Annotated in this window: 14 protein-coding genes and 2 tRNA genes; 10 read left to right on the top strand and 6 right to left on the bottom strand. The window is 63.3% G+C overall.

Going from position 1 to position 13,895, the window contains the following annotated elements:
• Window positions 1-66: 66 nt before the first annotated feature.
• A complete protein-coding gene (locus tag E5222_RS05515; RefSeq protein ID WP_169053496.1) occupies window positions 67-2,529 on the bottom strand; it encodes a TonB-dependent receptor in 2,463 nt (820 codons plus the stop codon).
• Between the two features lie 224 nt (window positions 2,530-2,753).
• Here E5222_RS05515 and E5222_RS05510 point away from each other — a divergent pair, with 224 nt between their 5' ends.
• The 6 genes from E5222_RS05510 (at window position 2,754) to E5222_RS05485 (ending at window position 7,879) form a co-directional block, all read left to right on the top strand.
• Window positions 2,754-3,167, top strand: coding sequence for a holin family protein (locus E5222_RS05510; protein WP_136692684.1), 414 nt, complete (start codon window positions 2,754-2,756; stop codon window positions 3,165-3,167).
• Window positions 3,168-3,256: 89 nt separating this feature from the next.
• Window positions 3,257-3,691 carry a type II 3-dehydroquinate dehydratase gene (gene aroQ / locus E5222_RS05505; protein ID WP_136692683.1) on the top strand — a complete coding sequence of 145 codons (435 nt, stop codon included), beginning with the start codon at window positions 3,257-3,259 and terminating at the stop codon, window positions 3,689-3,691.
• A 99-nt stretch (window positions 3,692-3,790) separates the two neighbouring features.
• Window positions 3,791-4,318: an acetyl-CoA carboxylase biotin carboxyl carrier protein gene (accB, locus tag E5222_RS05500; protein WP_136692682.1), complete on the top strand. Its 528-nt coding sequence runs from the start codon at window positions 3,791-3,793 to the stop codon at window positions 4,316-4,318.
• A 10-nt stretch (window positions 4,319-4,328) separates the two neighbouring features.
• Complete coding sequence (gene accC, locus E5222_RS05495) at window positions 4,329-5,681, top strand: acetyl-CoA carboxylase biotin carboxylase subunit (protein WP_136692681.1); 1,353 nt, start codon at window positions 4,329-4,331, stop codon at window positions 5,679-5,681.
• A gap of 25 nt (window positions 5,682-5,706) precedes the next feature.
• A complete protein-coding gene (locus tag E5222_RS05490; protein WP_136692680.1) occupies window positions 5,707-6,699 on the top strand; it encodes a calcium/sodium antiporter in 993 nt (330 codons plus the stop codon).
• Between the two features lie 109 nt (window positions 6,700-6,808).
• Window positions 6,809-7,879 (top strand): hypothetical protein, encoded by a 1,071-nt coding sequence (locus tag E5222_RS05485; RefSeq protein ID WP_136692679.1) that lies wholly within the window; start codon window positions 6,809-6,811, stop codon window positions 7,877-7,879.
• Window positions 7,880-7,900: 21 nt separating this feature from the next.
• On the opposite strand, the gene E5222_RS05480 is transcribed toward E5222_RS05485, so the two are convergent.
• From E5222_RS05480 to E5222_RS05470, 3 genes are all read right to left on the bottom strand, one after another.
• Window positions 7,901-8,638, bottom strand: coding sequence for a hypothetical protein (locus E5222_RS05480; RefSeq protein ID WP_136692678.1), 738 nt, complete (start codon window positions 8,636-8,638; stop codon window positions 7,901-7,903).
• The gene (locus E5222_RS05475; RefSeq protein WP_136692677.1) at window positions 8,638-9,030 is read right to left on the bottom strand and encodes a DUF6152 family protein; all 393 of its coding nucleotides are present in this window, start codon (window positions 9,028-9,030) and stop codon (window positions 8,638-8,640) included. The genes E5222_RS05480 and E5222_RS05475 overlap by 1 nt, the downstream gene beginning before the upstream one ends.
• 104 nt (window positions 9,031-9,134) lie before the next feature.
• Window positions 9,135-9,602 carry an Lrp/AsnC family transcriptional regulator gene (locus E5222_RS05470; protein ID WP_136692676.1) on the bottom strand — a complete coding sequence of 156 codons (468 nt, stop codon included), beginning with the start codon at window positions 9,600-9,602 and terminating at the stop codon, window positions 9,135-9,137.
• 213 nt (window positions 9,603-9,815) lie between these two features.
• Here E5222_RS05470 and E5222_RS05465 point away from each other — a divergent pair, with 213 nt between their 5' ends.
• From E5222_RS05465 to E5222_RS05450, 4 genes are all read left to right on the top strand, one after another.
• Complete coding sequence (locus E5222_RS05465; protein ID WP_136692675.1) at window positions 9,816-11,627, top strand: sensor histidine kinase; 1,812 nt, start codon at window positions 9,816-9,818, stop codon at window positions 11,625-11,627.
• A gap of 30 nt (window positions 11,628-11,657) precedes the next feature.
• Window positions 11,658-12,656, top strand: coding sequence for a polysaccharide deacetylase family protein (locus E5222_RS05460; protein WP_136692674.1), 999 nt, complete (start codon window positions 11,658-11,660; stop codon window positions 12,654-12,656).
• Window positions 12,657-12,725: 69 nt separating this feature from the next.
• Window positions 12,726-12,801 (top strand) — tRNA-Ile (locus E5222_RS05455).
• Between the two features lie 45 nt (window positions 12,802-12,846).
• Window positions 12,847-12,923, top strand: a tRNA-Pro gene (locus E5222_RS05450).
• A gap of 108 nt (window positions 12,924-13,031) precedes the next feature.
• On the opposite strand, the gene E5222_RS05445 is transcribed toward E5222_RS05450, so the two are convergent.
• Window positions 13,032-13,217, bottom strand: a complete 186-nt coding sequence (locus tag E5222_RS05445) for a hypothetical protein (RefSeq protein WP_136692673.1) — start codon at window positions 13,215-13,217, stop codon at window positions 13,032-13,034.
• Window positions 13,214-13,882 carry a hypothetical protein gene (locus tag E5222_RS05440; RefSeq protein ID WP_136692672.1) on the bottom strand — a complete coding sequence of 223 codons (669 nt, stop codon included), beginning with the start codon at window positions 13,880-13,882 and terminating at the stop codon, window positions 13,214-13,216. The genes E5222_RS05445 and E5222_RS05440 overlap by 4 nt, the downstream gene beginning before the upstream one ends.
• Between the last annotated feature and the right edge of the window lie 13 nt (window positions 13,883-13,895).

Genomic DNA, 13,895 nt, shown 5'->3' with positions numbered 1-13,895 from the left:
ATGAAGCCAAGCTTAAAAGCATCCCCGCCCGTGCCAGCCTGATAATGGCACGGGCGGGAACACCTATCAGAAGTCGTACTGCAAGGTCACGCCCACCTCGCGCGGTTTCCCGCGCACGACGAAGAGGGCCGAACGTTCCGGCGCCGAAGCGGGGATCTGGATCTGGACTGGCCCGCCGCGATCCCAATACCCGCCACCAAACCGCGTGGCGAAGCTGGCATAGGTGTTGTCGAACAGGTTGTTGGCAAACAGGCTGACCGTAACCGGCGCATTGGCTGGCTCGTAGCGCAATCGCAAATTGACCAGGTCAATCGCGGGCAGCTCATACGCGGAATCGCCCGCATCGCTCGGATGGGTCGGCTGTTCGCTGGTGTGCGCCCAGCTGAGGTTCATCGTCAGGTCGCCGCCGAAGATCTCGGTCATGTAGTTGGCGCCGATGTTGAAGCTGTATTCCGGGGGCCCCGGGAACAGGTTGGGCCCGCCATTGGCGACCGGGTCCTTCAGGTCGTATCCGGAGTAGCCTGCCGATCCGTCGAGCCAGAAGTCGTCGGTGATGAACAGCTGTGCATCCACCTCGACACCGTAGATATCGACATCGCCGGTATTGCTGATCTCGATACGGAAGCCGGGCGGCTCGGGACAGCCGGCCTGGCCAGAACATTGCGCCTGCCGGGCCGCCTGGCGGTTCGACCACTGCATGAAGAACACGGTCGGATTGAGGCGCAGGACACCGTCGAAGGCCTCGATACGCATACCGGTCTCGTAATTGACGACCTTCTCGGGATCGACGGGGAGCAGGAACTCGCCGCTCTGCTGCTCGCCGGGAATGAGATCGACGATCTCCAGCCCGCCATAGGAGCCAGCCTTGTAGGCCTTGGATACGGTCGCGTACCACATCCACTCCGGCGTGAAGTGATAGTCGATCGAAGCGCGCCAATCGACCTGGTCCCAGCTATAGTCGGAATAGACCGTCGTGCTGTCCGTTCCGGGGGCCGGAGTGAAGGTCTCATGCGCGAATTCCGTCGACTCGTATGACTTGTAGTCGTGCGCGTAGCGAAGTCCGCCGGTGAAATTCAGGTCCTCGGTGACATGCCATGTCGCACTGGCGAACAGGCCGACCGAATCCGATTTCTGCGTCGTTTCGGTATCGGTGCGGTGGAACAGGCCGAGGTCGGCATTGCCATTGGCCTGCGGGATATTGGCGTTCGGCCCGCCGCGCGGCGTATCGCTGGTGCCGCGACGGTTGATCACTTCCTGATCGTTGAACGACTTTTCGTGGAAGTAGCTGCCGCCCAGAACCAGGTCGACCGCATCCTCGAACAACGCGGCGTTGAGCTGCAGTTCGGAATAGAACGTATCCGAAGTGATCTGGTTGTAGCGCGCCTCGGTACCGAGATACTGCCAGTCCAGGTTGCTGCGATTGTCCAGACCGGAGATACCGGTGACGCTCGACAAGCTGACCGTGTCCGACAGGTCGTAGGTGAGGTTTGCCGAGGCCTGCCAGTATTCGGTATCGTCGAATTGCAGGCACGCATCGTCGAAGTCGGGATCGAAATCGTCGATCAGGCAGAAGCCCGGTGCGGTGAAGTCGTCGATCACGATGCGCGGATCGTTATAGGCGGCGATCGGGTCCTGCCCGTCGGCCTTGAGCGCATCGTTCAGCCAATCGCCGTAATTGCCTTCCCAGAAGCCCTCGAGGCCGGGCCGCATGTCGAACTCCTCGAATACGTGCGGCGTGCCGTTGCTGCTCGAATCGGAATAGATAAAGCCGAGATCAACGGTGAAATCGCTGCTTGGCTCGAACATGAGGTCCGCGCGGCCGATATAGTCGGTGGTGCGGCCCAGGTCCTGCGGCCCGCGCTGCACCCAGCCACCCTGGTTCAGATAGGCGCCCTGGACGCGCACGGCCGCATAGTCGCCCAGCGGCACGTTGAGCGCTGCGACGAGATCGTGCCGCTCCATATTGGCAACAGTCGCGCGGATATAGCCCTCGGTCGCGCTAGGATCGGGCCGCTTCGTGAAATAGCGAATGGCGCCGCCGGTGGAATTGCGCCCGAACAGCGTGCCCTGCGGCCCGCGCAGAACTTCTACGCGCTCGATATCAAGCACGCGCAGGACAGAACCGTTGGTGCGCGGCACATAGATGCCATCGAGATAGAGGCCTACACCGCGTTCACCCGTGGCGCCCCCGCCGCCGGAAACGCCGCGGATCGAGAAGGTCGGATTGGAATTGCCGCTTCCGCGCCCGCCGGTAATGTTGAGGTTCGGCGTAAAGGTGGCGAGATCCTGCAGGTTCTCGATCCCCTTCGCCTCGATTACCTCCGGCGTGACTGCGACGATCGACAGCGGCGTATCCTGCAGATCCGTCTCGCGCCGTTCCGCAGTCACGATGATCGTGCCGCCCGGGCGCGAGGAAGCCTGCTCCCCGCCTTCGTTTTCCTGTTGTGCAAATGCCGGCATGGCAAAGGCCGCGACACCGCAGGACGTGGCAAGCGCCACCCTGCGGGCAATTCCGCTCTTCCAGCTCATATCGTTCTCCCAACCCCGCCTCCGAAAAGCTCTTTGCCGTACCGGGACGCAGGTCCCGACCGTCGGAGGTCGCATCCGCCACCATATTTTTGACGATGGCAAAAGCAAGTTATTTGTGAAAGTCAAATAGAGGAGGAGAACCTCCCGCGATCATTATGCGCTTTCCTACAGTCGTATGAACCCGCCAACCCGTTGACGAGTCGCAATAATATGGAACGCATAACATGGCCCTTCTCGAATCCCTCATCGGCCCCGTCACCTCGATCATCGACAAGGTTATCCCTGACAAGGCTGCGCGTGATCGCGCCAAGCTCGAACTGCTCAAGCTCGAAGGGACACAGGAATTGCAGCTGATCGAGGCACAGATCGCCGCGATCATCGCCGAGGCGAATTCGCAGGACCCCTGGACAAGCCGTGCCCGGCCCAGCTTCCTTTACGTCATGTACACGCTGCTGCTGTTCGCCCTGCCCATGGGCATGCTCGCCGCTTTCCTGCCCGGCACCGCGAAGGACATCGCCAAGGGCATAAACGATTACCTCAACGGCCTGCCCGAACCGCTCTACGCCCTCTTCGGTACCGGCTATCTCGGCTACACCGCCGCGCGCCAGTGGGGGAAGATCAAGGGCGTGGAGAAATAGGGAGGCGCAAGCGGGCAGCACGCGCTGCCCGCTTTACCCCGCCCCGTTCTTGCCGCTATGGCCTGCGGCGAGAAGGGGAATATGCTGACATGGCAGACAAGGTCTATGTCCTGAACGGACCGAACCTGAACCTGCTCGGGCTGAGAGAGCCGGAGATTTACGGGTCGGACACGCTGGACGATGTGGCAGGACGGCTGGAGGACCGGGCGAAGGCGCTCGGCCTCGAAGTCGATGTCCGCCAGTCCAATCACGAAGGCCATTTGTGCGACTGGCTGCACGAGGCGCAGGCAGAAGGCGCGAAAGCCGTGCTGCTCAATGCCGGCGCGCTCACCCATACCAGCCTGGCGCTTTATGACGCGATCCGCTCCATCAAGGTGCCGGTGATCGAGGTGCATATTTCCAATCCGCACGCGCGCGAGGCCTATCGCCACAAGAGCTTCGTCGCCATGGCGGCCAAGGGTACGATTTCCGGCCTTGGCACCTATGGATACGAACTGGCGCTCGAAGCCGCCGCACAACTCTAACCCGCGCGAAGCCGCTTGATTTGCCGCGCGCGGGCCTTGCCTTGATGCGCCGCACCTTCTAGCGACCTTGCCACAAGATTAACCCAGCAAGAGGTTTGCATGTCCGACAACAAGGGCTCCCACGGGCGCAAGACTGCCATGAATATCGACGCCAAACTGGTGCGAGAACTGGCCGAACTGCTGGCCGAAACCGGCCTGACCGAGATCGAGGTGGAAGATGGCGACCGCAAGGTGCGCGTCGCGCGCGGTGGTAGTTCCGGTATCTCGCAGCTTTCACCCGAGCAGATTGCGGCAATCGGGCAGGCGGAGGCCGCGCAGGCAGCAGCCCGCGCTCCCGTAGCCCCTGCCGCTCCTGCGGCAGCAGCACCTGCTGCCGAAGCCCCTGCCGACCTTTCCAACGCGGTGAAATCGCCCATGGTCGGCACGGCCTATCTCTACCCCGAGCCCGGCGCCGCGCCTTTCGTGCGGGTCGGCGACAATGTGAAGGCGGGCGACACGCTGCTGATCGTCGAGGCGATGAAGGTGATGAACCCGATCACCGCGCCTGCCGATGGCACCATCAAGCAGCTGCTGATCGATAATGGCCAGCCGGTCGAATATGACCAGCCGCTGGTCGTGATCGGCTGAGGCGGGCGCCATGGCCATCAACCGCATCCTGATCGCCAATCGCGGCGAAATCGCCCTGCGCATCCACCGGGCGGCGCATGAAATGGGGATCGAGACGGTGGCGGTGCATTCCACCGCCGATGCCGACGCCATGCATGTGCGCCTGGCCGACCAGGCCGTGTGCATCGGCCCGCCCTCTGCCGCGGAAAGCTACCTCAATTTCGCCGCGATCATCTCCGCCGCCGAAGTTTCCGGCGCGGACGCGATCCATCCGGGTTACGGCTTCCTGTCCGAGAATGCGCAATTCGCCGACATCGTCGAGGCGCATGACATCAAGTGGATCGGCCCCAAGCCCGAGCACATCCGCACCATGGGCGACAAGGTGGAAGCGAAGAAGACAGCCGGCGCGCTGGGCCTGCCGCTGGTGCCCGGCAGCGAAGGCGCGGTTTCCGATTTCGACGAGATGCGCCGCGTGGCCAAGGAAATCGGCTATCCGGTGCTCGCCAAGGCTGCTGCCGGCGGTGGCGGCCGGGGCATGAAGGTAATCCCGAGCGAGGACCAGCTCGAAAGCCTCGTCAAGCAGGCCATGTCGGAGGCCAAGGCGGCTTTCGGCGATGACCGCATGTACCTTGAAAAATACCTCGGCAATCCGCGGCATATCGAATTCCAGGTCTTCGGTGACGGCAATGGCAATGCCATCCATCTGGGTGAGCGCGACTGTTCGCTGCAGCGCCGCCACCAGAAGGTGTTCGAGGAGGCCCCTTCCCCCGTCATCACGCCCGAAGAGCGTGAGCGGATGGGCGGCATCGTCGCCAGTGCCATGGCCGATATGGGCTATCGCGGTGCGGGGACGATCGAGTTCCTGTGGGAGAATGGCGAGTTCTACTTCATCGAGATGAACACCCGCCTGCAGGTGGAGCATCCGGTGACCGAGGCGATCACCGGCGTCGACCTGGTGCGCGAACAGATCCGCATTGCCGACGGCAAGGCGCTGTCGGTGAAGCAGGAGGAGCTGGTCTTCTCCGGCCATGCAATCGAATGCCGCATCAATGCCGAGGATCCGTTCACCTTCGTGCCCAGCCCCGGCAAGGTCACGCACTATCACCCGGCTGGCGGCATGCATGTGCGCGTCGATAGCGGGCTCTATTCGGGCTACGTCATCCCGCCCTACTACGATTCCATGATCGCCAAGCTGATCGTTTACGGCCGCACGCGCGAAGGCTGCATCATGCGGCTGAAGCGCGCGCTGGAGGAAATGGTGATCGACGGGGTGAAGACCTCGATCCCGCTTCATGCCGAGCTGATCGAGCAGCCCGATATCCTGTCGGGCGACTACACGATCAAATGGCTGGAAGAGTATCTGGCGGAGCGGGACGCCGACTGACCATGTGTGCTGATCGGGACATCGGATGACCGATATCCTGCTTCTGCTGGCCGGTTTCGTCATGCTGCTGGTGGGCGGCGACGTGCTGGTGCGCGGCGCGGTGCGCCTGTCCGAATTGCTGGGCCTGTCGCCGCTTCTGGTCGGGCTCGTGATCGTTGGCCTCGGTACTTCGCTCCCCGAACTGGCGACATCGGTGCAAGCCGCCATGCGCGGATCGCCGGGCATTGCGCTGGGCAATATCGTCGGCTCCAACATGGCCAATGCCCTGCTGGTGCTGGGCGCGGTGGCTCTGATCCGGCCGATCGAGGTCGAGCGCAACATACTCTGGCGCGATGGCGGCGTGGGGCTGCTGTGCACCGTGATCCTGTTTGCCGCCGCGATGACGCTGGGGCTGGACAGGCTGTTCGGGCACCTGCTGATTGCCGTCCTCGCGATCTATCTATGGCGCGCCTACCGCATGGAGAGCGGCGTGGGCGAACTCGCGGCAGACCACGGTGCGGCCTATGATCGCGCGCTGGCCGCAGAGGATCTCGACCCCGCGCTGATCCCGTCGGACGAACCGAGCGTGACCTATGCCAAGGCCGTGGCCCTGCTGGTCGCGGGCCTCGCCATCGTGGTCGGCGGCGGTGTCGTGCTGGTGGATGCGGCCATCGCCATCGCCACCGATTACGGCATTTCGGAGAGCGTCATCGGCCTCACCATCGTCGCTTTCGGGACCAGCGCGCCCGAACTGGCGACATCGGTAATCGCCGCCATTCGCGGCAAGTCGGACATTGCGCTGGGCAATGTGCTGGGCTCGAACATCTACAATATCGCGCTGATCGGCGGGCTGACCGGCCTCGCCGCGCCGGGTCCGGTGCCCGAGAAGATCCTCCTGCTCGACCTGCCGCTATTGCTGGCGGCGACCATCGCGCTGCTGGTCTTCGCCTATAGCGGCATGCGCCTCAACCGCTGGGAAGGCACTGCGTTGGTCGCGGGCTATGGCGGCTACATCTTGTGGACCGCTGCTCTGGTCTGATTCGCAAAGACACAGCGCCTTTTCCATGGGAGGGATAGCGTTTGCACCAAGGCCGCATCAGACGTGGGGACAGCAAAATATCAACCAATCTAATCCAAATACTTGCTGGATGAGCAAGACTAGAGGTTCGATTGCGGCCAAATGCCTGGCCGTTGGAATTGGCCTGACCTCTGCGTGCGCGCCGGTCGCAGCGGCCTACCATGGACTGCAAGACGAAGAACCGGTCGAGCAGAGGGAGGCCCAACCTCAAGCGTCAGCTATCGAAGAACAGACGCTCGATCAGCAGGATGCCTATTTGCTTGAGAGCGAAGGCGAGTCCACGCTTGTCCTCACAACCTCAAACGCGGCGGTCTATTTTCGCGGATTTTACCATCCGGAAGACCTTGACGAAGCGCGCATCGAAAGACTCGGTCGAAGTCTGCTTCGCGCTGATGTCGTCGTGCTGCAACCGGGCACCGAGCAATTCGAGCCCATTGAAATCCTCACGTGGGACGTAGCGGGCCGGGAAGGTTCGGTTTGCCTGGGCTTGATGCAGATCGTTCGAGGTTCCAATGCGGTTCAGTCAGGCCCGACCATCGAAGAGATGAAGGAGGAATTGCGGAGCTACCTTCCTCCCACGCCGCTGACCGAGTCCTGCACAGAGGGCGACCTACCCCCGATGCCTGCCCAGTTTGAGGAACGGGCGGAAATCGAATATTACGGGCCGGTCCTGCGCGAACCCCCGCGCCCATGCGCAACCTTCCGCCGGGAAAGCCATGGGGCAATAACATTCGCCCCCAACATGCGTATCGACTTCCACAGCATTGTCGGGAGCGAGACCATGCCGAGGAACAGTTTTGACCAGATGAACCGGCATATTGGCGGCTTCATCAGGACTTTTGCCAGTTCGCTCTATCGTAGCGGCTACGGGTCACCGCAAATCATGAAGTACGGGAATTACCAGCCCCGCCCGCACGATCTGGTCGTCGAAGTGCGCGTGGTCGAGGACGTTGCGGCGGGTGTGATTTGCTATGTGGCGGATGTCTCGCAAGGGGAAGCGCTGGAGCGCTTCGTTCACATCGAGCAAAGCAATGGAAAGACCTTGCGCTGGACCAGCCAGCCAGGGCGCGAGTTCGTCGTAGATGCCGAAATCCGGGAATTTGGTACGCGCGTTGCAGCCACGCTCGGTGCCACCGACTAGGCGTCCGGGCGGCGGTACGCTCTACTCAGCACCAATCCCCTGATATTCCAGCGCAAAGCTGGGATCGCATTCATAGGGATAGACATGCTCGCCCTCGCGCTTCGACCAGCTGATGAAGCGCGCGCCGTCATTCTCGATCACTTCGCGGTCGCGGAACCACTGCGTCGCCATCAGCTGCTCGCCATCGTCGGACAGGCGATAGCGTTCGCGCATCACGATGCCGTCCGTGTGGTTGAGGCCGTTATTGGTGATGGTCGAGGCGGCGAGATGCGTGGTTTCGACGATCAGCTCCTCACCCTCCCAGCGCCCGGTCGAAAAGCCCATCTTGGAGTGCGGGTAGCCCTCGCCCGGATGCTCGCGGCCATCCATGAAGACGAGCCGCGTCTGGTCGAAATACTCGTAGCGGATGACGATCACGTCATCGAACTGGTGAATCTCGAAGGGAAACGGGCCCTGCAGCGAATAGACGATGCCCGGCGGCAGGCACACGCGCGCAATCGACATCTCGGTTTCAGGATACCATTCGATGGCCTGGTCCTCCGCGAAGGGCGTCAAGACCAGCTCGCCGAATTCACCGCGCGGAAATTCCTCGACACCCGTATCCTCGACCATGCCGACATCGTCGGGCAGCTTGTCCATCAGCTCTTGCGGACGCTCGACCGGGCCGAAGTCCGGGGCCCAGAAGCCGGAGAGGTCCGGATGGTCCTGCGCAGCGACGGGACTTGCCACAAAGGCCAGCGCGATCAGCAGCTTGCGCATCAATCTTCACCAACGGTGAAAGCTTGCCCAACAGGTCGTCCATCGACTGTCGCGCTGCGCAGGCGGAGATAGGGCTTGCCGTCGCGCGCGGGCCAGCCATCGATCCGCACATGGTCGCCCGCCCGCAAGGAGCTGCGCGACCAGCGCCGCCGTTGCAGCACCACGGGAGCGGTCGTCTCAACCCGCCATTTCTCAACCTCGCCCGACGCACTGGTGACGTCGAGCGCGATGGTCCCGTGCGGATTGGTGAAGCGGAAGGAGGTGACTTCCCCCTCGATCGAAACGGTGCGCGTTTCGTCGAAGAAAACTGCAAAGGAATGATGCGCCATTGCCGGCAGCGCCAGCGCCGCCATCCCCGCGGCCAGAACGGCCACCTTACCTCGACCGGTCATTCGCTCTCTCCCTCGCTCGCCCGTCGTTACAACGTCAGTAGTAAGAGATGGAGCCATGTGCCGCAATTGCCCACCAGCATCCCTGGCGACGAACGCCGGGGCAATCACACGTCCAGCGGGACGCCGGGCTCGTGCTTGGAGGTGCGGATCGTCAGCGATGTCTTGACGCTGGCGACATTGGGCGCAGGCGTCAGCTTGCTGGTGAGGAATTCCTGGAAGCTCTGCAAATCGCGGCTGACGATCTTCAGGATGAAATCGATCTCGCCATTGAGCATGTGGCATTCGCGCACTTCGGGAAGCTGGCGAATGTGATTCTCGAACGCGCGCAGGTCTTCCTCGGCCTGGCTGCGCAGGCTGACCATGGCGAAAACGGTGATGGCGAAGCCGAGCTTGGACGAGTCGAGATCGGCATGATAGCCGCGGATCACGCCCGCTTCCTCCAGCCCGCGCACGCGGCGCAGACATGGCGGCGCGGTGAGGCCGACCCGTTTGGCGAGGTCGACATTCGTCACCCGCCCTTCGGCCTGCAGCTCCGCCAGAAGCTTCCTGTCGATTTCGTCGAGCGTCGCCATTGCCCTGCCCCGCATTTTGAGAGTCACGATCACAGCCGGTCGCGAAACGATAGGCTTTCAAACAAAGCCTCGGCCGAAACATTATTGTGTATGACGGCAATTGTCCCGCTTTGCAACGCACGAAGCGGCGGCAATGCCGACCGGCCCTCCACTCTCTATTGCCCTGATGAGCGGGAATGTGCCCGCGCACAAGCCGGATTCGCGCCTCATTTAATGCTGTTTGACGATCGCCTAGCCACAGTCCTGCGCTCCCCGACACGGGGCGAGGCGGCGGCGCGCACGCAGTTTCGGCAATTGCTCGACCTGCTGGGCAGCGCGCCCGCCGACGAGGAGGGGCTGACTATCGAGGGCTGGCGGCAATTGAGCGAGCAGGCCGCCGAGCTGACGCCCGAGGAACGCGAGCAGATAATGCTGCGCCCGGCGCTGGAGATGCGTGACCAGCACCTGCTCACCTTCCTCGCTTTTTACCGGCTGGGTGAGCTGGCGGAGGCGATCCCGGCGGAGGAGCGCTCCCGCATCCTGCGCGAACCCGGCTTGCGCCTGCGCAACCGGCGGCTGGTGCATGTGCTGGCCGAAGGAGATGCCAAGCCTGCCGCCGCCGCGGTCGCCACCGCACGCCTGACCGAAGAGGACTGGCTGGCGCTGATCCCGCAAATGCCGGTGATGGCGCGCGGTTTCCTGCGCCACCGCCGCGACCTCCCGCCGAGCGCTAAAGAGCTGCTCGCGCAGCTGGGCGTGCGCGACCACGTGCTGCCTATGCCGGAGGGGATGGAGATACCGTTGGCAGAGCCGGAAGCGGAACCGGTGCCCGAACCTGCTGCGCCGGCGCCCGCGGTATCCGTAGCTTCGGCCGGAGCATTGAAGGACCGCGATGGTATCCGCACGCTTCTGCTCCGGATCGAGGCTTTCCGCGAAGGGCGCCGCGATGCCGCTTCCGCGCCGCGCCTGCCGCTGGGCGATACGCCGGAGGACACGTCCGATACCCTCACCCAATTCGCCTTTACCACCGATCGCGAGGGGCGGATCGACTGGGCGGACATGCCGCTCGCCCCGCTGGTGGCGGGCATGCGCCTGGATGCCGAAGGTCCGGGCGTGATCGCCGTGCTTGAAGACGATGCGGCCAAGGCGATGCAGCAGCGCCGCCCCCTGCGGAACGCTCGGCTCACCATCGACGCCGCGCCAGCCATCGCGGGCGAGTGGCGCGTGGATGCCGCACCTGTCTTCACCGAAGCCGACGGCTATTTCACGGGCTTCAGCGGCCGCATGCGCCGCGCGCTTCCGGCCCCGGTCGAGGCGGTGGAGGAAGGCTCTGACACCGCCGCCGACCGCATGCGCCAGCTGCTCCACGAATTGCGCACGCCGGTGAACGCGATCCAGGGATTTGCGGAGATCATCCAGCAGCAGGTCTTCGGCCCCGCCCCCAACGAGTACCGTGCCCTCGCCGCCGCCGTGGCGGTGGATGCGGCGAAGCTGCTGGCAGGCTTCGACGAGGTCGACCGCATGAGCCGCCTCGAAACCCGCGCGCTGGCGCTGGAGCCCGGCGACGGGGACTTGCGCGAAGTGGTGGTGGACACGCTGCGGCGGCTCGACGGTGCCTTGCGCTCGCGCGGCGCGGGGTTCGACTTAATCACCCGTGGGTCACCCTTCACCCCCGGCATCGCCCGGCCCGACCTGCTCGGCCTTACATGGCGCATCCTCGCCAGCCTTGGCGGCGCGCTTGCGCCGGCGGAGCGTTGCGAGGTGGAACTGACCAGCGATGGCGAGCACATCGCCATGCGCTGCCAGCTGCCCGCCTCCCTCAGCGAGATGGAAAATCCGCTGTGCGCACCGCTGCCCGAAAAGCGCCCGGCGCTCAGTTCCGGCATGTTCGGCACCGGCTTCTCTCTGCGGCTGGCACGGGCGGAACTTGCCTCGGTCGGCGGCTCGCTCATCATCGCCGATGGCTGGCTGGAGGCGAGGCTTGGCATATTGACCCCGCGCCCTGCGCTCCATAGCACGGGCGAGAGGAATGACGACGCGGCGTAACAGGTGCCGCCAACAGGGAGAGCAAGGCCGGTGCGCAGCCTGACAGAGCCTCCTCCGCGCCATGCCAAAGCGCAGTTCCGGCCGGATTTCGGCCAGCGCTTCCTCGTCACCGTGGACACCGAAGAGGAATTCGACTGGGAAGCGCCGCTTTCGCGCGATGGCCATTCGTTGCGTCATCTGGACCGCATCCATGGCTTCCAGCAACTCTGCGAGGCGCACAGCGTGGTGCCGCTATGGCTGGTCGACTGGCCCGTCGCCACCTCCCCCGAAGCCGCCGAATTGCTACGCCCCAGCCTCGAATCCGGGCGCGCGGAGATCGGCGTGCAGCTGCATCCCTGGGTCAACCCGCCTTTCGAGGAAGAGGTGAGCGAGCACAATTCCTTCGCCGGCAATTTGCCGCGCGAGCTGGAGGAGGCGAAGCTCACCCAATTGCGCGATACGATCGAGGCAAATTTCGGCAAGGAGCCGCTCGTCTATCGCGCCGGCCGCTATGGCCTCGGCCCGAATACCGCCGCGATCCTCGCCGAACAGGGCATCGCCATCGACACGTCGGTGCGCCCGCTATTCGATTATGGGAGCATGGGCGGCCCCGATTTCCGGCACTTCCCGCTCGCCCCCTATTGGCTCGACGAGGAGCGCATGCTGCTCGAACTGCCGCTGACCACCTGTTTCTGGGGCATGTTGCGACGGCAGGGCGACCTGATCTTTCCGCGCTTGTGGCGCATGCCCGCCATGCGCGGCGTGCTGGCGCGGCTGGGCCTGCTCGAACGCATTCCGCTCACGCCCGAGGGAATCAGCGTGGACGAGGCGATCCGCGGCATCGACATGGCGCTGGACGATGGCCTGCCGCTGCTCGTCTTCTCCTTCCACTCGCCCTCGCTCGCCCCCGGCCACACGCCCTATGTACGCAGCGAGGAGGATCTGGAGCGCCTCTACGACTGGTGGCGCGCGGTCTTCGCCTATCTCCAGCAGCGCAATATCCGCCCCACCAGCGTGGCCGAAATCATGCAGGCGGTATTGCGAGGCTGACACCGCTTGCCAGCGCGCGGCGCTGCCGCTAGTCCCCCGCAGCGCGGAAGGGGACTTCCCCAATGGTCAGGGCCTGTAGCTCAGCGGTTAGAGCTGGCCGCTCATAACGGCTAGGTCGCGGGTTCGAATCCTGCCGGGCCCACCATCCGCGCAAAGCACATCTGTGCCGGGTTCCGGCATGGAATAAGGTCGGGGAGTAGCGCAGCCCGGTAGCGCATCTGTTTTGGGAACAGAGGGTCGCAGGTTCGAATCCTGTCTCCCCGACCAGCTACCTTCACCAGTGTTTGGCGGTAATTGCCGCCTGTTGCCCCGGCGTTACGTATTCGGGGAGCTGAGTCTAGCTGGAATATCATCGTTCAACGCAGCGTCGGTCAGCTAAGTCGCTGTCCCGGAATTCAGCAGCGCCATCTTGTTCCCGCGCGCTTCGAGGTCGAAGCCGATGTCGACAAGTAATTGATTTGCGCGAATAGCATTCGCATCTGCTGTGCTGGTCCTGATCTCACTCGGAAACAGATGCTGGATTTCGAACCGCAGGTTGATGTAGCGCGTGGTGTCGCTCATTGCGCGTCCTCCACGATCCGACATTCTTCGAGCGCAAAGGCGTCCTTCATGCCGATGTCGATGATGGCCTGCGCCAGCGCATCCGACATGAATATCTTGTTGTACAAGACTTCCTCGAACCAGAGATCGGGGCCCTGCAAGGCGCCAGGCGACAACGCTACCGGGTCTTTTTCCCAGTCATTGGTTTTCCAGAATTGGATGCCGGTTTTCTTTTCCACCACGAATTTCACTACCTTGGAGCTAAGTTCCGGAAGCAGTGTATTCTTCCTGCACCCGAAATTGAGCAGGAAGAACTCGCCCGGATATGGCGTTTCCAGATCGGCCTGGTAGATGGTGAAGGGGATCAGTCCGCCTTCGCCCAGATCGAAGCGGGCAAGCACTTCGGCGAGCTTGCCGCGCACCACAAGAAACCCGCCAGTATAGAAGATATCTCCCAGAAGCTTGAAACGCTTCTCATTCCAGACAGCTGCGGCTTCGGGGAGTTCCTCGCGTCGTAATGCGAAGCCCTCACCGGCACGTTTCATGTTTGCGTAGACATCATCCGGTGCCAGCGGAATCTTGAACTCCGCTGGCGTCCAGTCATAGCCATAAAACTTGCTGCGAAGGCCAGGCTTATCACCCAGAGCATAGTTGCTCTTGACACTACTCATCCACACGCGGCTCATGCGGCTTCTCCCA

The organism is Alteraurantiacibacter aquimixticola (assembly GCF_004965515.1).
In the GTDB taxonomy this organism is placed as follows: Bacteria; Pseudomonadota; Alphaproteobacteria; order Sphingomonadales; family Sphingomonadaceae; genus Alteraurantiacibacter; species Alteraurantiacibacter aquimixticola.
Note: the sequence above shows the minus strand (reverse complement) of the source record. Positions and strands in the feature narration are given on the sequence as shown.